The organism is Bacillus sp. NMCC4 (assembly GCF_002998555.1).
Lineage (GTDB): Bacteria > Bacillota > Bacilli > Bacillales > Bacillaceae > Bacillus.
This window is the reverse complement of sequence record NZ_PVRA01000001.1, coordinates 395,159-419,102: the sequence shown is the minus strand read 5'-3', so window position 1 is coordinate 419,102 and position 23,944 is coordinate 395,159. Positions and strand designations below refer to the sequence as shown.

Genomic DNA, 23,944 nt, shown 5'->3' with positions numbered 1-23,944 from the left:
AGCTTGGATGAAGAAAGTATTGGTTACTGGGGGAAGCGGATTTATTGGATCACACACGGTAGAGGCTTTACTAGAAAAAGGCTACGAGCCCATCGTTCTTGATAACCTTTCAACTGGATCTCGGGAAAATATTGCCCATCTTTCCGTTCAATGCATTGAGGCAGATGTCACAAAATCAGAAACGGTTGATTTGATCAAACAAATGAGACCGGATTATATCATTCACCTTGCAGCACAGGTGAGTGTAGCCGTTTCCGTTCAGAATTTCGTTTATGACGAAGAGGTCAATATAAAAGGGTCCCTGCACGTCATGAAAGCAGCGGCTGAAGCAGGAGTGGAGAAAATGGTATTTGCCTCATCAGCAGCTGTCTATGGAGATCCAGTGTATCTGCCAGTGGACACCGCTCACCGTCTGAAGCCTGGTTCGCCTTATGGTTTAGCGAAACTCACAGTAGAGCGATACTTAGAAATGGCAAAATCACTGTATGATGTGGACTATTGTATTCTTCGGTACAGCAATGTTTATGGTCCGCGACAAGACGCACTTGGCGAAGGCGGAGTTGTCTCTATTTTCTCTGATAAGTTTGCAAAAGATGAGGCTCCTTTCATTTTCGGAGACGGGGAACAAACAAGAGATTTCATTTATGTAGGTGATCTAGCAGCAGCGAATGTTGCGGCTTTAACAGCTCAATCAAACGTTTGTTTAAATATTTCATGTGGTGATTCGATCACTGTGAATGAGCTGTTTCAAACGATGAAGCGGGTGACGAGGTCGCATCTTGAACCAATTTACAAGCCGCAGCGTGCAGGAGATATTGTGCATAGTACATTGGCAAATGAGGAAACGAAACAAGTCTTAGCATGGGAGCCTGTTGTGAGTTTACAGGAAGGTTTGGCTCGTACCATTTCCTACTATGAACAGGAAATCAAGGCTTAATCCCTCAAATCGGATGGGTTGCTTAGGAGGAAAATGGGTATGAGTGTGAAACAAACAGCATGGCAAATCATGATTGGATGTATTTTGTTTGCAGCAGGGATCGGGCTTGTACAAATGGCAACCGCCCAGCCCGTCGGGTTAAAGAAGATGGTGGCTGTTCCGGTTATACTTTTGATCCTGTCGGCTGCTCTCGTGTTGATGAAGCTATACATGAATGGTGAGCAAATCTTCATGTCAGCCATCTATCTTTTGATTGCATTGACTTTTCTCAACAACGCTTTCTTTTCTATTAGTGCCGGATTCTTTAGTCTTTTTCTCTACCGTATTATGCTTATCGCCGTCTTTGCTTTATTCATATGGCGGATGAGAGATAAGGGGACGTACATATCGCAGTGGCAGCAGATTCGTGTCAAAGGAATTCTTGGTTTTTTCACTGCATGGTTTCTTTACGGGCTCATCTCACTGCTTTGGGCTCATTCGGTCACAGACGGCCTGAAATATATGTCCCTGCTTGCAATGGGGATGGGGTTTGTCTTTCTTGTCGTCATGTTCATTCAGCGAATGGATCAAGTGGTGACCTTTTATAGCATTTGGCTGGTCATGACTGTGTTTGTGATGGGGATTGGGTTCTATAATCATTTTACATTGAACCATTTACCGAATACCTCATTGTATCTAGGACCAGCGTATAAACAGCACTATCCTACATCTGTCTTTTTTAATCAAAATGACTTTGCGACGTTTTTATCGATTAGTTTCTTTTTATATCTAGCGTGCATGCGTCAAATGAAAAACGGTTATATCAAAGCGTTTGGATTATTAGGGGCAATCGCCGCACTGTATCTCATATTGTTAACCGAATCCCGAGCCAGTCTGCTTGGCATATTTGCAGGAGTGGCGGTCTATGTGTGGCTGCTGCTGCCGCGATTCCTCAAAAAGTGGTCAATCATTGCAGCAGGCGGACTTGTTGTTATCTGTATCGCTGTCTTTTCAGCCAAGATTTATTCGGTCTTTTATGACTTGTTTCTCGCTTCTCAGGTCGCACATTCTTTTAGTGAACCACTCCCGTCTAACATCGCGAGAGCGAATTTGATCAAAAATGCTTGGCACTTCTTTACGAATTCATACGGATTCGGGGTTGGAGCGGGGAATGTGTCTTACTACTTAGCTCACTTTTCGATCTTTGATACAGACCAGGTCGTAGAAGTGCACAATTGGCTGCTGGAATTGATGACGAACTTTGGGTTTGCATTCATGCTGGGCTATATCTCAGTATACGCCTATCTCATGTTCACACTGTACAAACAATACCAATGGGCTGAAACAAGATCGGCAAAAATGATCATTGAAGGGTTGTTTGCAGCCATGCTGAGCTTTCTCGTTTCAAGTATCAGTCCTAGCTCCGTCTCGAATTTATATTTCCACTGGGTATTTTTAGGACTGGTGATCGCAGCGGTGAATATGTTGAAAAATAAACAACGACTCAAGCTGTGGTAAACCGTTTGTATGGCTACACTAGTGAAAGAGCAAATACGTCAATGTTGGGAGAATGAACATGTCTGGTTTCATATCTAGAATAGGGAAGCGAATCAAAAAGTACATCGTATGGCTCATCCTGCTGCCTGTCATATTAGGCGCCTTTGGTTTCTTTTTTGCTAAAGGAACTACGCAGCAGTCCAGTTACACAGCTGCTGTTACCCTCACTCTTGGTAAATATGATGATGGGGTGTATAACAATATGGCGGAAGTGACATCTCTATTAAAAAGCGATGCTTTTCTAAACGAATCACTCAGTGATGTCAAAGAAGAAGAAAGGCAGGATGTGAAAACCCGTCTCATCCTTACCAATCAATCAGATACACAATTACAGCTGTCTTTCACAGATGCCGATAAGGATCGCGCTTTGGCTGTCGTGAAGCAGGTGTCGGATACATTTCTTAAGCAAGACAAAGCATTATTTACAAAAAGGCAGCAGGTGATTGAAAGTAGATTAGCTGCTCTTGAAGACGAATCTGTCAGCAATGATTCCAAAGTCGATAAAGAACGATTCTTATATGAATTGGAGTCGACAAAGCTTGGAATGAAGCAGGCAAAGATTGTCGATCCTGCACAAGTACTTGATGAGGGCAATAAAGGCATGTCAGCCAAAAAACGTGCACTGCTTGGGCTTGTCATTGGCTTTAGCATCTCGCTCATGTTTGTGGTCTTACCCGAAGTGTTCAAAGAATCTTAATGATGAACTGGAGATGAGTCTTAGGTGAACAATCAACCGTTAGTATCCATCATTACACCGGCGTATAATGCGGAACGTTATTTAACGGATACAGTTCATTCCGTCCTTGCCCAAACCTATTCCAATTGGGAGCTGATCATTGCAGATGATTGTTCTACAGATGGAACGAGAAAGCTATTAGGGGATTTAAGTCAAGCGGACGACAGAATCAACGTCATTTATTTAGAGGAAAATGGGGGAGCTGCCATTGCTAGAAACGCAGCCATCAACCAGGCAAAAGGGCGCTTTATTGCTTTTTTAGATAGCGATGATAAGTGGAAAGAGACGAAGCTTGAAAAACAGGTAGACTTCATGCTGACAAATGATTATGCCTTTACATTTACGGCATATGACATCATTGCAGAAAATGGAGAACCGTTAGAAAAAACCGTCATTGCGCCAGCGAGATTAGATTATAATGAAGCCTTGAAAAATACCATTATCGGCTGTTTAACGGTCATGCTTGATCTTCAAAAGGTAGGACATGTGGAAATGCCGAACATTCGCACAAGGCAGGATTTAGCTACATGGCTGTCTATATTAAAAAGAGGATTTACAGCCTATGGTATGAGCGAACCGCTCAGTGAATATCGCATCGTTGGAAACTCCATCTCTAGCAACAAGTGGAAAGCAGCGAAAAAAACGTGGTTTGTCTACAGAGAAATTGAGCAGCTTCATTTTGTCAAAGCGTCCTGGTGTTTTATGCACTATGCGACAAATGCTGTGAAGAAGCGCTTATAAACAGAAGGGAAAAAAGGTGATAAAGGTGAAAGCAGACTCGATCATACATGTTGTCGTAGCGACGGGAGAATGGGGACAGGACGGACTGAGGTACAGACGGCATCGGTTGGCCGAATTTTTAGCATCTGATCCGGAAACGAAAGAGGTCATCTGGGTATGCCCGTCATCATCTCGTCATACAGCTCCCTTTCAGCCCATAACAGATCGAATGAAGCAATTGGCCATTCCTGATGTGCTCAAGAGTAAATTATTTCGCTTTGGCCGATATCAAGACATGTTCTATATTCATAAATTGTCCCCTCTTCTTGAGCATTTGCGGATGGAGGAAAAGAAGGGGATTGCTGTTTGTTTATGGTATACGTTTCCGGGCTTTCCGCTCTTATCTTCCTTATTTGAATGGAAACACATTGTCTATGATTGTAGTGACCTGTGGGGAGAGCCGATAAGCGGCAAACACAACATTCTTTCTTATATGAGGCAGCGTGTCATTGTCAAAGCAGAAAATCGAATCATTAAATACGCACACAGCATTACATGCTCTTCTCAATATTTACACGATCAAATCAAAAAACGTCTTATGGGAGAACCGAAAGATGTGTTTACTGTGGAAAATGGCGTCGAGTACGATGTATTTGCGAAAAGCAATCTTCCGTGTAAAGAAGATGTGCTGGAAGGAAGAGAAGGAACCGTGCTTGGTTTTATCGGAGGAATCAAGCCAAAGCTCGATTTTGACATGATGGCTGAAGCTGCTCGCATGCGGCCTGATTGGACATTTTTATTTGTCGGTCCGGATGGAACGAATGGAGATCCATCTTTTCAGCATGCACTCAAACTGCCAAATGTGATTTGGACAGGAGCTGTTGCACCAGAAGAAGTACCTGCTTATATGAAGCTGATTGATGTAGGCATGATGCCATACAAACAATCCCCTTACAATCAAGCGGTGTTCCCTCTCAAGCTTTATGAATTTTTAGCAGCTGGAATACCGGTTGTCGGTTTAAATCTCCCGTCAACGGAAAGGCTAAAAGAGAAGGATGTGTATGAATATTTAGAGGGCGATGATCCTGCGCTCTTCGTAGAAGCCTGCCTGAAAGTGATCAGCAAAAAAGACGACACGACCTATAGACATCTAAGACAAAGCCGTGCAATGAAAAAAGATTGGCACGCGCTGTTCACAAACATGGTGGAACTAACGAATATTAAAGAAAACGCATAATTCATTCGGGATTGTGCGTTTTTATTTGTTTCTTCTTCACCGGGGGAGCTTGTGATCATCCTCTATTCAATTGTATAATGGAAAGAGCGGCCAATATACAAAATACAGATTTCAATTTAGAAGGAGACTGACCTATGGATTACGAACGCGCCTTATTAGCGTTTTTTGTCTCTCTGGCTACAGTTTTAATTGTGACACCAATCGTCAAAAAGTTTGCAATTAAGATTGGTGCAGTGGACCAGCCGAATAAACGAAAAGTTCATGATAAAGTAATGCCTCGAATGGGTGGTTTGGCAATTTTTATTGGGGTAGCGGCTGGAGCATTAGCAGGCGGGCTGTTTCTACATAATAAAATTACAGCAATTTCAGTTGGTGCCGTACTCATCGTCATTTTAGGTATATTTGATGATAAATATAATTTAAGTGCAAAATTTAAATTTCTCGTACAAGTTCTTGTTGCTTGTTTGATTGTGAGCACAGGCTTAAAAATGGATTTTTTCTCTGTTCCTTTTTTAACAGATCGAATTGAGTTAGGCTGGATGGCATATCCCCTCACCGTGCTATGGATTGTCGGCATCACAAATGCCATTAATTTAATTGACGGTCTTGATGGACTAGCTGCCGGTATTTCTGTCATCGGTTTATCAACGATTGCAGTGATGGCATTCTCTGCTGATAAGATTCTGATTCTTTCTTTATCTCTTGTCGTCATTGGCAGTACGATCGGCTTTCTCTTTTACAACTTTCATCCAGCGAAGATTTTTATGGGGGATACTGGTTCGCTATTTTTAGGGTATATGATCTCGGTGCTGTCACTTTTAGGATTATACAAAAGTGTCACTTTGTTTAGCGTCGTTGTCCCTGTGATCATTCTAGGTGTTCCTATATTTGATACGACCTTTGCAATCATTAGACGCATATTAAACAAACAGCCGATTTCAGCGCCGGACAAATCCCATATTCATCATAGACTAATGGCCTTTGGCTTGTCCCATCGCATGGCGGTTATCGTGATTTACATGATTGGCTTAGTCTTTAGCTTAAGTGCGATTTTGCTGACAAGCGCCACCATTTGGTTATCGCTCATCATTATCTTTTTACTGGTAATGTTTATGCAAGTGATTGCGGAAGTCACGGGTTTGGTCAACGAAGAGTTCAAACCATTTACGAAATTCTATAAACGAATGGTGAAAAGACAATAAAAAACAGCCCGTTCCTAGGAACTGGGCTGTTTTTATTATTGTCCTGGTGTGCTGGTCGAAGGATTAGTTGTATCACTTGACCCTGTTTCACCAGAGGGTGGATTGGTTTGTGAATCTGTTTCACTCGAGGATTCAGCAGGAAGCTTTAAATGCGTCCGTAATTCATTTTGTACGTTAGCTAGATTGGTTTGATCTGGCTCAAAGTAATACGTTCGATTTGGTCCTAAATAAAGGTCTGTTCCTTTAATAGAAAGTGTTTCTGTGTCGTTTCCTTTAAATCCGCTGTAGATTTGCTGAAGCGCAAGACCTTCTGTGATACGGAAGTTGGTTGTAATGTGATCACTTACTTCTTTAGCGATATTATCGACGTTCGCAATGTTATTTGCCTTCGACATTTGATCAATCATTGCGCGTAAAATTTGTTTCTGACGATCATTACGTCCGAAATCACCGCGTGGATCTTGTTTTCTCATCCGCGCGTAAGCAAGTGCTTCTTCCCCGTTTAAATGCATATTGCCTTTTTTGAAGTAAATCTTTTTCGATTTTTTCACATCACTTTTTTCATTGAAGTCAAATGGAACATCGATATCAATTCCGCCGACTTCATCAATGACATCCTTGAATCCGTCAAAATCAACGGTTGCATATTTATCAATCGGAATATGCAAGAATTGTTCGACAGTTTCAATTGTCTCGTCTTTTCCACCTTTAGCAAATGCTGCATTGATCTTTTCTTTATTTCCTGTCGTGTCACTTGCAAGCTGTACGCGTGTGTCACGAGGGATACTAACCATTTTCATCGTTTTGTCTTGAGGGTTAATCGTTGCGACAATGAGTGAATCTGAACGGCCATGATCACCATCTGTGGCATAATCCTCAATTCCGACAAATAGTACAGAGAAAGGTTTCTTCTTAATATCAATGACCGCATCACGAAGCTTCGATTTCTCTCCTCGGTCTAGCTCATCATATGTTTTGTCAGCAGCCTGAAGTGTATTGACTATTTTATATACTGCAAATCCGCCCATGCAGATGATAAGAAGTAAAAATAAGACCAGGATACGTTTGAAAATTTTCTTCTTCTTACTCTTTTTCTTTCGTACACGCACTCTTACTCGTTGTGCCATTCATCTGTCTCCTTTATCGGACCAATGTCCTTTTCTAAATAAATCAGTTCGCCTTCTTTTGTAACACTCTTTCCATTTGTCAGCTCAGTCATCCATTCAATGAACTGCTCTGTTTGTGTTTCTTCTACATACGTCTCAAAAATAACATCTTCTGCATAATGAATTTCTTTTAGCTGAAAAGATGAGGCTCTAAGCTCATTCTCTACCTTTCCAAGCCATGTATAATCTATTGTTGTGTGCATCGTACGCATTAAACAGCGTTCTACCATACCAACATGGTTGATGGCTTCTGATACAGATTTTCCGTAGGCACGAATCAATCCACCGGCGCCTAGCTTAATACCGCCGAAATAACGAGTGACCACTACGACTGTATCTTTCAGCTTCCGTTTTTTTAACACTTCAAGCATTGGCACACCTGCTGTACCGCTTGGTTCACCATCATCATTCGCTTTTTGAATCAGGTCATGTTCTCCAATGAGATAGGCAGAACAATTATGTGTGGCATTCCAATGTTGTTTTTTAATGGATTGTATAAATGCTTGTGCTTCTTCTTCTGAGACAGCACGCTGTATATGACAAATAAAACGTGATTTTTCAATGACGATCTCATGCTCGCCACGACTTTTTACTGTAAGATAGCGATTCAGCAAAAGACTTACCCTCCTGACAAGCAAATTGTAAGACTAGAGAAAATTTGCATTGATTTTAGAATTTTACAGCGTATTTTGTTATGATGATAGGGGCGGAAAAAGGGTCGTCATAAAAACTTCATGATTTATACGCATTCTTTCATTATAATTCGACATAAAATGCAGATCAATGACATTTATAATAAAAAAAGATGACATCACTGTTACGGGAGGGAAAAGCCATGACAACACCTAAAATGGATCCGAAATTATTGGATTCAATCATCATGAAAATGCTAAGTACAGTTGATGGCAGCAAGGACGAAGTATTTAGGATAGGCGAACAGTCCCGTCAACAATATGAAAGCCTAGTAGAAGAGCTGAAGCAAATCAAGCAGCAAGTAAACGAAGTAATTGATTTTGGGGATAAACTCGAAGTCCATACGAGACATGCTAGAAATCGCTTATCTGAGGTCAGCAGAAACTTCAACAAATTTAGCGAAGAAGAAATACGGGAGGCCTACGAAAAAGCACATAATCTACAAGTGGAACTCACCATGATCCAGCAGCGCGAAAAGCAGCTGAGAGAAAGAAGAGACGATCTGGAAAGACGATTGTTAAGCCTGCAAGACGTCATTGAACGCTCTGAAACGCTTGTGAGTCAGATCACAGTTGTTCTCAACTATCTCAATCAGGACTTACGCCAAGTTGGCGTGTTACTTGAAGATGCTCAGGCAAAACAAGATTTTGGACTAAGAATTATTGAAGCCCAAGAAGAAGAACGCAAAAGGGTGTCCCGGGAAATTCATGACGGTCCGGCCCAGATGCTGGCAAACGTGATGATGCGTTCCGAATTAATTGAACGGATTTTCAGAGACCGTGGGACAGAAGAAGGCTTTAAAGAAATTAGAAGTCTCAGACAGAATGTGCGAAATGCTCTGTACGAAGTGAGAAGAATCATTTATGATTTAAGACCAATGGCTTTAGATGATTTGGGTCTCATTCCGACGCTAAGAAAATATTTAAACACAATCGAAGAGTATGATGGAAAAACCAAGATTACGTTCCAATGCCTAGGGGATACAGAAAGCGAAAGAATTGCTTCTCAATTTGAAGTGGCACTGTTTAGACTAGCCCAAGAAGCTGTCACAAATTCACTAAAGCATTCCGAAGCTGAAGAAATCTCTGTAAAAGTAGAAGTGACGAAAGACTTTGTCACGTTAATTATCAAAGACGATGGAAAAGGCTTTGATATGAAAGATGTGAAAACAAACAAAAACAAATCCTTCGGTTTACTTGGCATGAAAGAACGCGTAGACTTACTGGAAGGTAAAATGACCATAGACTCAAAAATAGGTCTAGGGACATTCATCATGATTCGCGTGCCATTAACATTGCAAAATAAAATTGTAAAATAGAGACAAAAGACATATTGACCATAAAGTTCAGGTGTAGAACAATAAACATGGGGAGGCGTAGCTTGTGACTAAAGTAAATATTGTAATTATTGATGATCACCAATTATTCCGTGAAGGTGTCAAACGGATTTTAGATTTTGAACCTACTTTTGAAGTAGTTGCAGAAGGAGACGACGGTGACGAAGCTGCACGTATCGTAGAACACTATCATCCGGATGTTGTCATTATGGACATTAATATGCCGAATGTAAATGGTGTAGAGGCTACAAAGCAGCTAGTTGAGCTTTATCCCGAATCAAAAGTCATTATTCTATCTATTCATGACGATGAAAACTATGTGACACATGCATTGAAAACAGGGGCAAGAGGCTACCTGTTAAAAGAAATGGATGCAGACACGCTCATTGAAGCAGTGAAAGTCGTAGCTGACGGAGGATCTTATTTACATCCGAAAGTTACTCATAACTTAGTAAATGAATTCCGACGCCTAGCGACTAGTGGCGTTTCAGCACATCCGCAGCACGAGGTATATCCTGAAATTCGCAGACCACTTCATATCTTAACGAGACGTGAGTGCGAAGTTCTTCAAATGTTAGCTGACGGAAAGAGCAATAGAGGAATTGGTGAGTCGCTCTTTATTAGTGAGAAAACAGTCAAAAACCACGTGAGTAACATTTTACAAAAAATGAATGTAAACGACCGTACACAAGCTGTTGTTGTAGCAATTAAAAACGGCTGGGTAGAAATGAGATAATGTTCCGGACAAGTACTCCTTTTTCGCCTGTTTTTGGTTCTCTCACATGTTAATTGGAGAGAAATGATAGGTAGATAAGGAGTCTTTTTCGGATATAACGGGCTTGCCTATTGATTAGGCAGGCTTTTTTGATTACTATTATAAATCTAATGAATAACAATGATCATTCTTTGAAAATAAAAAAGAGCAACTTAACGGATAAGGAAGGTATTTAAGAATGAAAATAGCCGTTGTAACAGACAGTACTGCTTATATACCACAAGAACTGCGTGATAAACATCATATTCATATGATCCCTCTTAATGTCATTTTTGGCAACGAATCATACCGTGAAGAAATAGAAATGGATTGGAAGACATATTATGAAGAAGTCAAAAAGCATAAAGACCTTCCAACCACCTCTCAGCCTGCTTTCGGTGAGTTAATAGAATTATATGAAAAACTAAGTGAAACATACGATGCCGTGATTAGTATTCACCTTTCAAGCGGAATTAGTGGAACATATAATAGTGCAGCCTCAGCAAATGACCTAGTTGACGGGATTGATATTTATCCGTTTGATACAGAAACTAGCTGTATGGCGCAAGGTTTTTATGCGATAGAAGCTGCTGAAAAAATCCAAGGTGGTGCTTCTCTAGAAGAAGTGTTAGCCCATCTCAATTATCTGAAAGAGAATCAGAGAGCTTATTTTATGGTAGACGATTTAACTCATTTACAAAGAGGCGGCAGATTAAATGGTGCTCAGGCTTTTATTGGGAGCCTCTTAAAGGTAAAGCCTATACTGCATTTTGACAACAAGCTAATTGTCCCTTTTGAGAAGATTCGTACACGGAAAAAAGCCATTTCACGTATTTTTGAATTATTTGACGAAGATGCATCACGTGGTGTCCCGATGAGAGCAACACTGATACATGGTAATAGAGAAGAAGAAGCAGACGACTTAATTGCGCACTTATCAGAAAAGTATCCTCATGTTGAATTTTATAAAAGCTACTTTGGTGCCGTGATTGGCACTCATCTAGGCGAAGGCTCTATAGCTCTTGGCTGGGTGATTAGATAAATCTTAAAAAACCTCTTTTCTAATAGAAAAGGGGTTTTGTTTTTCTATTTTAGCTGTTGGACGAAAGGTCATGTCTTTGCGCATAATAGGCAAACATCAGTTGAAAGGTGTTTGGTGAAATTGAACATGGACAAAGCAATGGAACTAAGGCAGCAACTGCAGTCACGCCACCTGCTTACCGCTGAAACAAGATGCTCACAGTCCGATTTGGATTGGCTGGTGGAGAAAGGGTTAGTCATCCGAACACCTGCTATTGAGAGGAAAGCAAATGGTCTTACTTGCTGTAGATGTGGTGTATCAAAAAAGCGGTACTTTGCCCACACTCCGTGTGACATGTGTCAAAAAGATTGTGTGTACTGTAGATCATGCATCATGATGGGGAAAACAACGGAATGTGGCTTTCTTTATGAATGGACGGGTCCACAAATGGAAGAAACATGTCATACGGAATTAACATGGCAGGGAAACCTGTCTAAAGGACAAAAAAGGGCGTCAGAAAAATTGATCGAAGCGATAAAAAACAAATTTGATCTACTCATTTGGGCAGTTTGCGGGGCAGGGAAAACAGAGGTGCTTTTTCACGGAATTGAATATGCCTTACATCAAGGAATGAGCGTCTGCATTGCGACACCTAGAACAGATGTTGTCCTTGAACTAGAGCCGCGGCTTAAAAAAGCATTTCAAGGAATGAAAATAGCTGTTCTTTATGGAGGAAGTCCTCAAAGGTTCCAAATAGCACCGCTAGTGATCGCCACAACTCATCAGTTGATGAGATACAAACTTGCATTTGATGTGCTTATTATAGATGAAGTCGACGCCTTTCCTTATTCAATCGATGAACGTCTCCAATTTGCTGTTTTAAAGGCAATGAGAAAGAAAGGGGTTAGGGTTTATTTAAGTGCGACGCCCTCTAAGAAAATGAAAAGAGATGTATCTCGTGGACAACTAGAAGCCATAAAAATTCCTCTGCGCTTTCACCAACAACCGTTACCTGTCCCGTCCTTTCAATGGATTGGACATTGGAAGAAGAAATTAAAAAAGAACCAGCTCCCACCTAAAGTAATGAATTGGATGCAGAAACATATCACAAAGAAGAGAAGGATTTTACTTTTTGTTCCTTCTATTTCGACCATGAAGAAGATAACGAAGGTCCTTAGAGAACACCGCTTAAATGTGGAGGGGGTGTCTGCTGATGATCCAGACAGGAAACAAAAGGTCCAGCACTTCAGAGATTATAAATACGATGTACTAGTTACAACCACCATTCTAGAAAGAGGCGTTACCATTCCAAATGTTCAAGTGGGGGTACTAGGTGCGGAATCTACTATCTTTACAGAGAGTGCACTTGTTCAGATTTCTGGTAGAGCAGGTAGACATCCCGATTTTTTTAAAGGAGATGTTATCTTTTTTCATTTTGGTTTAACGAGAAGTATGAAACAAGCAAAGAAGCATATCGTAAAAATGAATGATACAGCTGCAAAAGAGTTTTCTGAAAAATAATGTGGGCCCAACTAAATTTCATGGTACATTTATATTCACAATACACAAATGGCAGGAGAGACAAATATGCTACTCAATGCAAAAGAAATACTACTCAAGGAAATCCTCTATCAATATCTCAACCAATTAAACATGATTTGTCACTGTGAAAAGTGTATAGAAGATGTATTAGCGATTTCACTAAATCAAGTGAAGCCTCAGTATATAACAGATATCGATAAAATATCTTACAGTAAATCCGAGATGGTGGATAAACAGAAGAATACGGCCATGCTGGTCATTCTGACAGAAGCTGCTTCAAAGGTCACCACATTTCCAAGATGCGAAAATCGTCTGCCGATAAATAAGGATAACAATTGATCTGCCTAATTTGTGAGGGGCATTTTGTCGCTGCTTTTACATGGAAATCATTACTTCTATTAAATGATGATCATCTATGTATAGCATGTAAGCATCACCTAGAAAAAATTCAACGCCCGATTTGTCCAGCTTGTGGGAGAGCACAGTCGAATGATCAATTATGTCAAGACTGTTCCAGGTGGAAAGAACGCCCTGATTCTACTACAGTACTTGTGAAAAATAGGTCTGTTTATGCTTACAACGATTTGATGAAAGATGTCCTTTCCCGCTTTAAATTTCGAGGTGATACAGCTTTAGCTGAGCTTTTTAAACAAGATGTCCAAGCAGTATTTAAGCGCTCCTTTTCAATTAAAGAACCTGTGCTGATCCCGATTCCTTTAAGTAAAGAAAGGCTAAAGGAAAGAGGGTTTAATCAGTCAGTCATACTTGCTTCCTTGATTGGTCAGCCGATCCTGCAGCCGCTTGTGAAAATACATCAAAGCAAGCAGTCTAAGAAAAAGAAAAATGAACGTTTAGATCAAAAAAGAATGTTTCAAATCAAGCAGACAGATGCGATCGTTCAAAGGGATGTTATCTTAATTGACGACATCTATACAACGGGGGCCACCATTTATGATGCGGCAAGAATTTTAAAAGAAGCAGGTGCCAAAAGTGTTTCCTCTTTTACGTTGATCCGTAGTTAAAATTCAGGATAATTAACCGATAATAAGAAGAGAAAATAACGTAAGGGGTTTTGGTTATGAATCAATTGGCAAACTGTCCACAATGTAATCAGCTATTTTTAAAAACCACCATCCAAACGGTTTGTAACAAATGCTTCGAAGAAGAAGAACGTTCTTTTGATATCGTTTATAAATTCTTGCGAAAGCAAAGTAATAGACAATCAACCATTGCTGAAATAGTAGATGCAACAGAAGTTGCTGAAGAATTAATCTTGAAATTTATCCGTTTGAAAAGACTTCAAATTAGTCAATTTCCGAATATCAACTATCCTTGTGAAAGATGTGGCCAACCGATCAGAAAAAACAAGCTGTGCAGCCAATGTGAACAGGATATTCATTCGCAAATGAGTCAAATGAATCAAGAAGAAGAGCGTAAAAGGGAGATTGAATCTAGGAAAAAAGACACCTATTATGCCATTAATCCTAAAAACGATTGATTCCCTAAACTAAGTTGCAGTTTGGTCGATAAAATGGATAGAATCAAGACAGACTGTAACGGAAAGCGAGAGGAATCCCGTGAAAATTAATCGATATGGAACACAACCAGTAAATCCTTACAAGAAAACATATGAGAAACAAACGTTGCAATCAAATCAAGCAAAATCAACTGATAAAGTCGAAATTTCTAAAAAGGCAATCGAAATGCAAAAGGTGCCGAATATCATGAAAGAACGCCAAGATAAAATAGACCAAATTAAAAAAAGCATTGAAGCCGGAACATATCAAGTAGATACAAAAGGCATTGCTGATAAAATGCTGAATTTTTATAAACAACAATAACAAAAGGGAGTAGCGTGAATGTCAGTTAAAATAATCATTGAAGAGCTGCATCGTCTCTATGGATTGCATGAACAGCTTTTGAAGCTGTCGAAGGATAAAACAGAAATGCTGAAAAGCAATGAGATTGATGCTCTTTCAGAGGTTCTGAATTTAGAGCAAAAATATATTCAAGCCATTTCTCAATTAGAAGAAAAACGAATTGAAGCCACAGTTCAATTTTTACAAAGTGATGAACCGCCAACCATCACCGCGTGTATCGAAAAGGCTGAAGGTTCGGATCAAGAAGAGCTCATTTCGTTATATGACAAATTAAATGACATCATGGTGGAACTGAAAGATGTAAATGAACTGAACAAACAGCTCATTCAGCAGTCGCTTCAATTTATTTCACTGACATTCGATCTCGTTAACCCTAATAAAGAAAATATGAATTACGGACAAAATGGTCTTGAGAGTTCAAAGCCTAAACAGCAGAGGGCTTTGTTTGATTCAAAGGCGTAAACAAGGAGGATACCAATGGGTTCTACATTCATGGGTCTAGAAACGGCAAAAAGAGGAATCACAGCCCAGCGTGCAGGGCTTTATGTCACATCAAACAACGTGTCCAATGCAAATACGGATGGCTACTCAAGACAAAGAGTTACCTTTAAAGCAGATAATCCTTATCCAGTCATTTCTGTTTATGACGGCAAGACTTATGGCCAAATGGGGACAGGTGTTCAAGTTGGAACCGTGGAAAGAATTCGAGACAGCTTTTTAGATCTGCAATTCAGAGATCATAACAATAACTTGTCTTACTACTCAACAAAATCTGATGCCCTTTCGCAAATGGAGGGGGTTATGAATGATTTGACGGATGAAGGCTTAAACAGAGCTTTTGATAACCTTTGGAAATCACTACAGGTCCTATCCGAAACAAAAAATGCCGATACAGCTTCTGCGCGTACAGTTGTTAAAACAAGTGCACAGGCTTTAGTAGATCAATTCCGTTTACTTAATTCTTCTTTAACAACGATACAAAAGAATTTAAAAACAGAACTCGATTCAACAGCTAAAAATGTGAACACTATTTTATCTCAAATAGATGAAGTGAATAAACAGATTGCAGCAGTTGAGCCAAACGGATATCTTCCAAATGATCTTTATGATACGCGTGATGCTTTGGTAGATCAATTATCCTCACTTGTTGATATTAAAGTGAGCTACAATCCATCTGGCGGTAATGCACTCAAAATTGCTGAAGGAACTGTCAACATCGACATTATCGGTGCAAATGGACAATCTGCTGGAACGATTTTGAATGGCATTACGAGCGAAAAATCTGAACTGCAAATCTCCTACGATAACACAACGGGACTTGTTAACTCACTTCAATTCGGAACAACAACCATTGCAGCAGATCAGCTTCAAGTGAATGGTAAAGTAAAAGCACTTGTTGAGGCTTATGGTTACATGTCAAATGGTGCTGAAAAAGGCATGTATCCGGATATGCTTGCAGAGCTGGATGAAGTAGCACAAGTATTTATGGATACATTTAACGATGTGCATAAGCAGGGGTACACGTTAAATGGCACAAGTGGACAAGACTTCTTTGATATTGAGAATAACAATGAATTGAATAAAGGCTTAGCAGCTCGTATCAAAGTGAGTGATGTCATTTTAGCATCAACAGATAATATTGCAGCATCTCTCAATCAAACAAAAGGTGACGGTTCGAATGCTACAAAATTAGCAAATATACAAGACTTAAAGTTACCAATCGGCGGCAATACAACGACGATCCAGGATTACTACCAAAATGTCATTGCTGAGATGGGGATTCAAGGGAAAAAGAACATGACGCTAGAAAGCAGTTCAGCCGCTCTTGTCAATTCAGCCAATGAACGTAGAATGTCGACGAGTGCTGTTTCCATTGATGAAGAAATGACGAATATGATCCAATTTCAGCATGCATATAATGCAGCTGCGAGAGTTGTGACATTACAAGATGAAATATTGGATAAAGTAATAAACGGCATGGGTGTCGTAGGAAGGTAGGTATAGCTGATGCGAGTCACACAAGGTATGATTTCTCAAAACTCACTTCGTAATATTAGTAAAAGTTATGAAAAACTTTCTAAAATAAATGAGCAAGCACAAACAGGGAGACGTTTCACAAAAACGTCTGATGATCCCGTTGCAGCAGTAAAAAGCCTTCAATATAGCACAGCAATGTTTCGAAATGAACAATATCAAAAAAACTTAAATGAAGCACAAAACTGGATTGATACATCTGAAACAAGTGTCACTGAAATCATTGATATTATGTCAAATGTACGAGATAAAGTGCTTGATGCGGCTAACGGAACAAAGCAGCCAGAAGATTTAGCAGCTATCGGAGTGGAAATTGGCCAGATGAAGAAACAAATCATTGACGCAATGAACACTCAGATGTTAGGTAAATTCGTATTTAATGGAACGAATACAAATGTCAAACCAGTTGTCGAGAACGCAGATGGTACGTTTACGTTTAACTTTGAAAACTATACAGATGCAAATGCCGTTAAGTCGAACATTTCTGATGGTATCACTTTAAATGTGAACTCAAATCCAATTTCAGCGTTTGGTGGACAGTCTGCCAGCGGTCAAAATGTCATTGAAATGCTGACGGATTTAGAAAACTCATTGAAAAATGGAACGTTCGCAAATTCTGATGATGCGTTAGGAAGTATCGATCAGTTTAAAGAAGTGATGAGTGCTGAGCGCTCGGACCTAGGAGCCCGTTCAAATCGTGTTGACTTAGTAGGCAGCCGCTTGACTTCACAATTCGAAGTACTGAAAAATGCCAAATCAGATAATGAAGATGTAGAAAGTGAAAAAGCAATTATTGATCTTCTTCAACAAGAGGTTGTGAATAGAGCTGCTTTAGCAACGACGGCTAAAGTTATTCAGCCATCCCTTGTCGATTTCTTAAGATAATAAAAAGCATCCGTTGGGTGCTTTTTTGCATCATGGAGGTGTACCTATATGCAAATCCCTAGATTGTTAATGCAACAAACCTATGCAAAGCTGCAAATGTCGACAACTCCTTCTCGGCAAGAAGTAGAGCAGCCAAGAGCAGACCTTGAGATTCAGCAGCCCAGAGCCGTCATGAATATGACAAGGACACCGTCAAAATTAACAATAGATCAAACCGAAGCATTTGCCGATATGGATATCAAGTCGATTTTTAGACGATCTGAGGAATGGGCAGCTGAGGGGAAACGTGCTGTTGGAGAGGGAATGGGCCGAAGAGCGGAAGAAGGCAGTGAACTCATCAAGATCGAGAATGGTGGGAATGCAATTGCCGAGTTTGCCAAAATCAATGGCACCCCTCCAGCCAAACAATTCACCATTGGTGTGATCCCTTCATTCTTTAGTGTCAAAATTCACTATCAGCCATCTGAGCTTCAAATTGATGTGGAGCCTCAAAAAGCTATTATAGAGGCAACGCCTCATAAACCAATCGTTAACTACCAGCCAGGTAAGGTCAATATTGATATGTTACAATACCCAGATTTAAAAATAGAAGTTGACGAAACGGGCCAAAATGGTGATAAGGTATAGTTAAGAAAAATGAAAAAGGTCGTGAATTATGATCATTCAAACAAAATACCATGGTGAAATGACAATCAAAGAGGAGCAAATCATCAACTTCTCTAATGGAATACCAGGATTTCTAGATCAACAACAGTTTGTCATTTTACCTTTATCAGAAGAGTCTCCATTTTTAGTTCTTCAATCATTGAAAAACGCAGAGTTAGGCTTTATTGTCAGCAGTCCGTTTTTATTCTTCAATCAATATGAATTCGATCTAGACGAAACGGTCGTAGATATTCTAGAAGTAGAAGATGCCAATGATGTGGAAGTCATGGTGATCTTAACAATGGAATCTTCTATTGAAAAAACGACAGCCAATTTAAGAGCGCCTATTATTGTGAACCGGAAAAACATGAAAGCCAAGCAGGTGATTTTGCATGATTCAGCCTATCATACAAAACATTTGTTAGAGGTGGCATCCTCATGTTAGTTCTCTCGCGTAAATTAAACCAGTCGATTCAAATTGGCGATGATATTGAAGTCAAGATTATTTCAATCGAAGGCGATCAAGTGAAAATCGGGATTGAGGCTCCTAAGCACATTGATATTCATAGAAAAGAAGTGTACCTGTCTATTCAAGAAGAGAACAGTCGTGCTGCGAGTTTATCTGTAGATCTCCTCTCTCAATTATCCTCACAAAAAAAGTGAGGATTTTTTTATCTGATTCAGCTATCCTTTTCCACGTTTCTGTGTGGATGTTCACCATCTATATGAAACTTTAACAAATCGGTCCATCTATATTTAATTTGAAAATTCAAAGCCGATATAAAAGGTAGATTAAAGCACAGGAGCTGAATAACTATGTCTGTTGGTAAGGTGACATCGCTAGAGCCAATTATCGATGCATTTCAAACCCGTGTTTCTAATAACCAGAATGACAATGTAAACTCTGATTTACAAGCAAATGGCAAGGTCGTTTCAAAAGAAGAAATTGAAAAAACGCTTCAAGGAGCAAACAAGCTGATTGAACCCACTCAATTTCATCTGCAATTTGAATTACATGAAAAACTCAATGAATATTATGTCAAAGTCGTAGATAACCAAACAGAAGAAGTCATTAGAGAAATTCCTTCCAAGGAATGGCTTGATTTCTATGCGGCAATGACAGAAATTGTCGGTTTATTTGTAGATAAAAGAATGTAAGTGAAGGGAGAACATAAAAAATGGTCAATCGAATTACTGGATTTTCAAATGTGTTTGATATTGATGAAATCGTATCAAAGCTAATGAAAACTGAGCAAGCACCACTTGATAAAATGACACGCCAGAAACAAACACTTGAATGGCAAAGAGACAGCTATCGCGAGGTGAACTCGAAAGTCAAAGAATTAGATGATTTGATCAACAGTTTAAACTTAACGCGTCCAAGTACATATGGCGCAAAAAAGGTGACAAGCTCAAATGAATCTGCTGTCACAGCAACTGGCTCAACTAATGCTACTTCTGGCTCAATCAATGTCACCCAATTAGCGACAGCTTCCGTCTTCAGATCATCTGGTACATCTGGATTTACACCAACAAATGGCACGTTTACATTCGAAGTGACGACACCAGATTCGACAAAACCGAAAACGGTGACGATCAATACTTCTGATACCGATACAATTGATGACATCGTGAAAAAGCTGAACAACTCGCAATTAGGTGTGACGGCTTACAAAGGACAGATCTTTGACGGATCAAACTATGTCGATACGGTCGCTCTCACTTCACGGACAACGGGAGAAGGTGTCAGTATTAAAGCAGCTGATGGTAATTCAGCTTCATTCTTCACTCAATTAGGCTTCCAAGTGGATGGAGATAACAAATTAGTTGCGACCACTCAAGGGCAAAAAGCACAATACGAGATTAATGGTCTGAAAATGGAAAATAACAACAATACATTTGAGCAAGCTGGTATTACGTACGAGCTTAAAGGGACAACCGATAAGCCTGTCAGCTTAAACGTTTCAACAGATGTCGATACAATCTTTGATAAAATTAAACAATTTGTTGATAAATACAATGAACTTGTTGAGCAGGTCAATGGCAAAGTCAATGAAAAAAGAAATAGGGACTATCATCCTTTAACAGCTGAAGAGAAAAAAGCAATGTCTGACAAAGAAGTGGAGCTATGGGAAACGACAGCGAAGTCTGGCTTGCTGAGAAGTGATTCCATTTTACGAGGTGGTGCCTCTAAAATAAGAAGTGATTTTTATGCTGATATTACGACAAGTGATGGGAATAGAATTCACATGACACAAATCGGAATTACCACTTCAGATAAATATAAAGATGGCGGAAAGCTTGTCATTGATGAACCGAAACTAAGAAAAGCCATTGAAGAAGACCCGCAGAAGATCAGTCAAATATTTATGTCAGGTTCGCTAAATGTGGATTCAAAAGATAAAGATAAAGCGCAGCAGCAATATCAAGAACAAGGAATCATTCATCGTATCAAAAATTCCTTATCAGCCTTCACGAAGAGCATTCAAACTAAAGCTGGCAGCACAACAATGCAATTAAAGGAATACGGACTTGGTAAGGACCTTGATTCTTTAACAAAACGAATGGATACATTCCAAGATCGTTTAAAAATGGTTGAAACCCGCTACTACAAAAAGTTTAGCGCCATGGATAGCGCGATTCAAAAGCTAAACAACCAATCTGGCTATCTTTCTCAACTGCTTGGACAATAATTGGAGGTTTATAACATATGGCAATACAGAACCCTTATGCCGCCTATCAGAAAAATTCTATTGAGACTGCAACACCTGCCGAGTTGACGCTTATGCTTTATGAAGGCTGCTTAAAGTTCATTAGACTAGCGAAGTATGCCATTCAAAAAGAGGATGCAGAAACGAGAAATGTGAACCTGAAAAAGGCTCAAAACATCATTCAAGAATTAAATGTTACCTTAAATCGTTCTTATGACGTATCAAAGAGTATGGCAAGTATGTATGATTACATTTATCGCAGACTGATTGAAGCCAATCTTCAAAATGACGAAGAGATGTTGAATGAAGTAGAGCAATACGTAACTGATTTTCGTGATGCATGGAAGGAAGTTATTCAAACCGATCGAAAAGGGCGCCACCACTCTATCGGGGGATCTCTATGAGTATTGTGGACCAGCTGTATGACCGAACATTAAAAATGGCAGCCGAAATAGCGGCAAATCCACAAAGTGACACCTTGGTTGAAGATTTTGATGCCTTTTTAATTGAGAGAGACGAATTAATGAGAGATATTCAGCATGAGCTGACGGATCAAGAAAAAGAGAAAATCAAAGAAATCATCCAAACAGATCAACAGATGGCGAAGCAATTAACTGTGATCCAAAATGGGATAAGAGCAGATATTCAAGCCATTCAAAGAAAGAAAACAAAACAGCTGAATTATCAAAATCCATACCAGCCTATGACGAGTGACGGCGTATATTACGATAAACGGAAATAATTAGGTGAGACCTGTGGCGTATCGTTCAGATGACTATATTTTATTAACCACATATTATGAACTTCTATATACGATAGAAGAGAGTCTAAAATATTTAGATGAAATTGAGAAGGATTTTGCTAAAACTGAAGGGGATCGGATCTTTAATGATCTGATCCATGCCTTCTTTCATTTAGAGACAACACATCCCCTTCTGCTTTCAATTATAGAAAATGAGCACTTTGCCAAAACGATTCGTTCGTTTGATCAAATTTTTTTAAGTTTTGATATACTAGCTTTCTATACATTCCCTTCAATACACTTCCAATCATTCCTTACATCATATTTTATACCTGAATATAGAAAGTGGATGGATGAAATACATGCCTGTATGAGGCCGTATGTCATTCATTAATTTTTGTTCAATTCAGACCATTCGGAGGAAATTATGAGACTAAAAAATCAATTTTTGTTTGGGCTTATTGTCATATGTGTATTGTTTGTCAGTATTTTAGGGTTCTCAAGCTTTATCTATTACAAAACAGATCAATCCTACAAGACGCTTCTCAGCAAAGAAGTGAAGCTTTATCAGACCTCACTGGAATTAGAGGCGCTTTTGCAAAAGCAGGAAGCGCAAATCAAAACCTATGTTGTCGTGCAAGATGCTGAAAATTTACAGAAAATTGAGCAAACATATGAAGAGATTAATAAGAAAACAACTGAAGCTTCAAAAATGAGCGCTGTCAAACAAGCAAAAAATCTATTAGATCAAATCTCAGAAAAAAATTATCTTTACTACACCTCAACGAACCGACTATTTAATTCATTGAATATGCAAAATCAAAAAGAATTCAACACCCGCCTCAGTCAAGAATTACAGCCTATCGAACAAGAAATACATACCTTTACAAAAGAATTTGCTCAAACCCAGTTGAAGCAACGTGACCAGAAAATCAATCAGCTCAATCAAGACAGTAACCAATTACTATTCACACTCATTCTAGTTAGTGCGGTCATTATTGTTGGCTTTTTGGTGATTGGGACAAGATTCGTTCATCGTATGACAAAGCCGATTGTTTCTGTCACAAATGCCGCGAGAAGGATGGCAGATGGTGATCTTACACTTGAAGAGATTGAAGTGACCTCTAAAAATGAGATTGGCCAACTCGGTACCGCTTTTAATCAAATGACGACTCATTTACGTCAACTCATTTTACAGGTGCAAAATGGATCAAGACAATTAGCTGATTCTGCTGCTCAGTTTGAGGAAACCATTCATCAAACAATATCGGCAAGTGAGCAGACGTCTAGTTCGATTGAACAGGTCGGTGAAGCTTCACGTGAACAATCAGACGCGGTCGGAAAAGTAGCTTCTGCGATTCAAGAAGTCTCGACTGGTATGCAAAATGCAGCTGAACATACATCCGATGTTTCGGGTCACTCAATTTCAGTGACTGAAAAGGCTGAAGAGGGTGCAGCACTTATTCAGCAATTTGTAAAACAAATGAACTCTATAAAAGCGTCTGTGAATGAACACCATTCCACAATGGCTCATGTACAAACCCAGTTTACTGGCATTGAAGATTTGTTAGGTCATATCCAAGCCATTGCTGACCAAACGAATTTGCTTGCTTTAAATGCTGCTATTGAAGCGGCAAGAGCAGGAGAACATGGAAGAGGCTTTGCGGTTGTAGCAGATGAAGTGAGGAAACTGGCGGAAGAATCTAGTCAGCTGACAGATCAAATTAGTCAATTACTCGCGAACGTGAACAAAGATACTGAAAAATCATCACACTCGATGACAAAGGTTGAGCAGGATGTAGCAGAAGGTGTGAAAGTATCGCAATTGTCTGAACAGAGTTTTCATGAAATCCTGGAATCTATTCGTGATATTTCGATGAAAGCAGAGGAGCTTTCAGCCACTGCAGAGCAAATTTCAGCTAGTACAGAGGAAATATCTCAGACGGTTGGGGTCATTGAAGAAGGAGCCAAACGCAATTCAGAAGAGACGGAGTACATGTCTGCTGCTGTTGAAGAATCATTGGCGGCAAATGAAGAGATGAAAGCAGCGGCGGAAGATTTAAAAACCTTATCTCATTCGCTGAAAACATCCATTTCATCTTTCACGATTTAAACGTGAGCTGGTCTTTTTCAAGAATGAGCCGAATATATATTCATCACCTATCAA

General features: G+C 39.6%; 28 protein-coding genes. 26 read left to right on the top strand and 2 right to left on the bottom strand.

The genetic code is table 11. From position 1 onward, the window contains the following. Window positions 1-7 precede the first annotated feature (7 nt). The 6 genes from C6Y02_RS02230 to C6Y02_RS02205 all read left to right on the top strand — a co-directional run bounded on the left by C6Y02_RS02230 (window position 8) and on the right by C6Y02_RS02205 (window position 6,368). Window positions 8-937 carry an NAD-dependent epimerase/dehydratase family protein gene (locus C6Y02_RS02230; protein ID WP_106030567.1) on the top strand — a complete coding sequence of 310 codons (930 nt, stop codon included), beginning with the start codon at window positions 8-10 and terminating at the stop codon, window positions 935-937. Between the two features lie 39 nt (window positions 938-976). Then, the gene (gene tuaE, locus C6Y02_RS02225; protein WP_106030566.1) at window positions 977-2,434 is read left to right on the top strand and encodes a teichuronic acid biosynthesis protein TuaE; all 1,458 of its coding nucleotides are present in this window, start codon (window positions 977-979) and stop codon (window positions 2,432-2,434) included. 58 nt (window positions 2,435-2,492) lie between these two features. Next, window positions 2,493-3,170 carry a teichuronic acid biosynthesis protein TuaF gene (gene tuaF, locus C6Y02_RS02220; RefSeq protein WP_106030565.1) on the top strand — a complete coding sequence of 226 codons (678 nt, stop codon included), beginning with the start codon at window positions 2,493-2,495 and terminating at the stop codon, window positions 3,168-3,170. 24 nt (window positions 3,171-3,194) lie between these two features. Further along, window positions 3,195-3,950, top strand: a complete 756-nt coding sequence (tuaG, locus tag C6Y02_RS02215; protein ID WP_106030564.1) for a teichuronic acid biosynthesis protein TuaG — start codon at window positions 3,195-3,197, stop codon at window positions 3,948-3,950. A gap of 19 nt (window positions 3,951-3,969) precedes the next feature. After that, window positions 3,970-5,166 carry a teichuronic acid biosynthesis protein TuaH gene (gene tuaH, locus C6Y02_RS02210; RefSeq protein WP_066031804.1) on the top strand — a complete coding sequence of 399 codons (1,197 nt, stop codon included), beginning with the start codon at window positions 3,970-3,972 and terminating at the stop codon, window positions 5,164-5,166. A gap of 134 nt (window positions 5,167-5,300) precedes the next feature. Continuing rightward, complete coding sequence (locus C6Y02_RS02205) at window positions 5,301-6,368, top strand: glycosyltransferase family 4 protein (RefSeq protein ID WP_034660156.1); 1,068 nt, start codon at window positions 5,301-5,303, stop codon at window positions 6,366-6,368. 35 nt (window positions 6,369-6,403) lie between these two features. On the opposite strand, the gene C6Y02_RS02200 is transcribed toward C6Y02_RS02205, so the two are convergent. Together C6Y02_RS02200 and C6Y02_RS02195 are read right to left on the bottom strand one after the other, a co-directional pair. Further along, a complete protein-coding gene (locus tag C6Y02_RS02200) occupies window positions 6,404-7,495 on the bottom strand; it encodes an LCP family protein (protein WP_060597401.1) in 1,092 nt (363 codons plus the stop codon). After that, complete coding sequence (locus C6Y02_RS02195) at window positions 7,480-8,148, bottom strand: YigZ family protein (protein WP_012011434.1); 669 nt, start codon at window positions 8,146-8,148, stop codon at window positions 7,480-7,482. Before C6Y02_RS02195 ends, C6Y02_RS02200 begins: the two co-directional genes overlap by 16 nt. A gap of 221 nt (window positions 8,149-8,369) precedes the next feature. Between C6Y02_RS02195 and degS the strand changes: the two genes are divergently transcribed. From degS to C6Y02_RS02095, 20 genes are all read left to right on the top strand, one after another. Next, window positions 8,370-9,545 carry a two-component sensor histidine kinase DegS gene (gene degS, locus C6Y02_RS02190; protein WP_003213166.1) on the top strand — a complete coding sequence of 392 codons (1,176 nt, stop codon included), beginning with the start codon at window positions 8,370-8,372 and terminating at the stop codon, window positions 9,543-9,545. Window positions 9,546-9,609: 64 nt separating this feature from the next. Further along, a complete protein-coding gene (gene degU, locus C6Y02_RS02185; RefSeq protein WP_008348273.1) occupies window positions 9,610-10,299 on the top strand; it encodes a two-component system response regulator DegU in 690 nt (229 codons plus the stop codon). Window positions 10,300-10,516: 217 nt separating this feature from the next. After that, entirely contained in the window at window positions 10,517-11,359 is an 843-nt protein-coding gene (locus C6Y02_RS02180) for a DegV family protein (RefSeq protein ID WP_034660152.1), read from the top strand. A 120-nt stretch (window positions 11,360-11,479) separates the two neighbouring features. Beyond that, window positions 11,480-12,859, top strand: a complete 1,380-nt coding sequence (locus C6Y02_RS02175) for an ATP-dependent helicase ComFA (RefSeq protein ID WP_142393300.1) — start codon at window positions 11,480-11,482, stop codon at window positions 12,857-12,859. Window positions 12,860-12,925: 66 nt separating this feature from the next. Further along, window positions 12,926-13,219 (top strand): late competence protein ComFB, encoded by a 294-nt coding sequence (gene comFB, locus C6Y02_RS02170; protein WP_060597398.1) that lies wholly within the window; start codon window positions 12,926-12,928, stop codon window positions 13,217-13,219. Next, window positions 13,216-13,902, top strand: a complete 687-nt coding sequence (locus tag C6Y02_RS19240) for a ComFC family protein (protein WP_189288297.1) — start codon at window positions 13,216-13,218, stop codon at window positions 13,900-13,902. Before comFB ends, C6Y02_RS19240 begins: the two co-directional genes overlap by 4 nt. Window positions 13,903-13,958: 56 nt before the next feature. Continuing rightward, on the top strand, window positions 13,959-14,378 hold the full coding sequence (locus C6Y02_RS02160) for a TIGR03826 family flagellar region protein (protein WP_060597396.1): 420 nt from the start codon (window positions 13,959-13,961) through the stop codon (window positions 14,376-14,378). A 79-nt stretch (window positions 14,379-14,457) separates the two neighbouring features. Then, a complete protein-coding gene (gene flgM, locus C6Y02_RS02155; protein ID WP_003213252.1) occupies window positions 14,458-14,721 on the top strand; it encodes a flagellar biosynthesis anti-sigma factor FlgM in 264 nt (87 codons plus the stop codon). A gap of 18 nt (window positions 14,722-14,739) precedes the next feature. Next, on the top strand, window positions 14,740-15,222 hold the full coding sequence (locus C6Y02_RS02150; protein WP_034660146.1) for a flagellar protein FlgN: 483 nt from the start codon (window positions 14,740-14,742) through the stop codon (window positions 15,220-15,222). A gap of 15 nt (window positions 15,223-15,237) precedes the next feature. Next, complete coding sequence (flgK, locus tag C6Y02_RS02145; protein WP_060597394.1) at window positions 15,238-16,758, top strand: flagellar hook-associated protein FlgK; 1,521 nt, start codon at window positions 15,238-15,240, stop codon at window positions 16,756-16,758. 9 nt (window positions 16,759-16,767) lie between these two features. After that, window positions 16,768-17,679, top strand: a complete 912-nt coding sequence (gene flgL, locus C6Y02_RS02140; protein WP_066031682.1) for a flagellar hook-associated protein FlgL — start codon at window positions 16,768-16,770, stop codon at window positions 17,677-17,679. Between the two features lie 48 nt (window positions 17,680-17,727). Beyond that, window positions 17,728-18,306, top strand: coding sequence for a DUF6470 family protein (locus C6Y02_RS02135; protein ID WP_034660143.1), 579 nt, complete (start codon window positions 17,728-17,730; stop codon window positions 18,304-18,306). Window positions 18,307-18,334: 28 nt separating this feature from the next. Then, a complete protein-coding gene (fliW, locus tag C6Y02_RS02130; protein WP_034660142.1) occupies window positions 18,335-18,769 on the top strand; it encodes a flagellar assembly protein FliW in 435 nt (144 codons plus the stop codon). Beyond that, a complete protein-coding gene (gene csrA / locus C6Y02_RS02125) occupies window positions 18,763-18,987 on the top strand; it encodes a carbon storage regulator CsrA (RefSeq protein ID WP_003212955.1) in 225 nt (74 codons plus the stop codon). The genes fliW and csrA overlap by 7 nt, the downstream gene beginning before the upstream one ends. A gap of 153 nt (window positions 18,988-19,140) precedes the next feature. Then, window positions 19,141-19,482, top strand: coding sequence for a flagellar protein FlaG (gene flaG / locus C6Y02_RS02120; protein ID WP_106030563.1), 342 nt, complete (start codon window positions 19,141-19,143; stop codon window positions 19,480-19,482). A gap of 20 nt (window positions 19,483-19,502) precedes the next feature. Beyond that, entirely contained in the window at window positions 19,503-21,017 is a 1,515-nt protein-coding gene (locus C6Y02_RS02115; protein ID WP_106030562.1) for a flagellar hook-associated protein 2, read from the top strand. Window positions 21,018-21,034: 17 nt separating this feature from the next. Then, window positions 21,035-21,439, top strand: a complete 405-nt coding sequence (fliS, locus tag C6Y02_RS02110; protein ID WP_058013567.1) for a flagellar export chaperone FliS — start codon at window positions 21,035-21,037, stop codon at window positions 21,437-21,439. Then, window positions 21,436-21,777 (top strand): flagella biosynthesis regulatory protein FliT, encoded by a 342-nt coding sequence (gene fliT / locus C6Y02_RS02105; protein ID WP_060597386.1) that lies wholly within the window; start codon window positions 21,436-21,438, stop codon window positions 21,775-21,777. The genes fliS and fliT overlap by 4 nt, the downstream gene beginning before the upstream one ends. A gap of 13 nt (window positions 21,778-21,790) precedes the next feature. Further along, window positions 21,791-22,171 carry a DUF8042 domain-containing protein gene (locus tag C6Y02_RS02100; RefSeq protein WP_034660137.1) on the top strand — a complete coding sequence of 127 codons (381 nt, stop codon included), beginning with the start codon at window positions 21,791-21,793 and terminating at the stop codon, window positions 22,169-22,171. Between the two features lie 33 nt (window positions 22,172-22,204). Further along, on the top strand, window positions 22,205-23,890 hold the full coding sequence (locus C6Y02_RS02095) for a methyl-accepting chemotaxis protein (RefSeq protein WP_106030561.1): 1,686 nt from the start codon (window positions 22,205-22,207) through the stop codon (window positions 23,888-23,890). The last annotated feature ends 54 nt before the right edge of the window (window positions 23,891-23,944 follow it).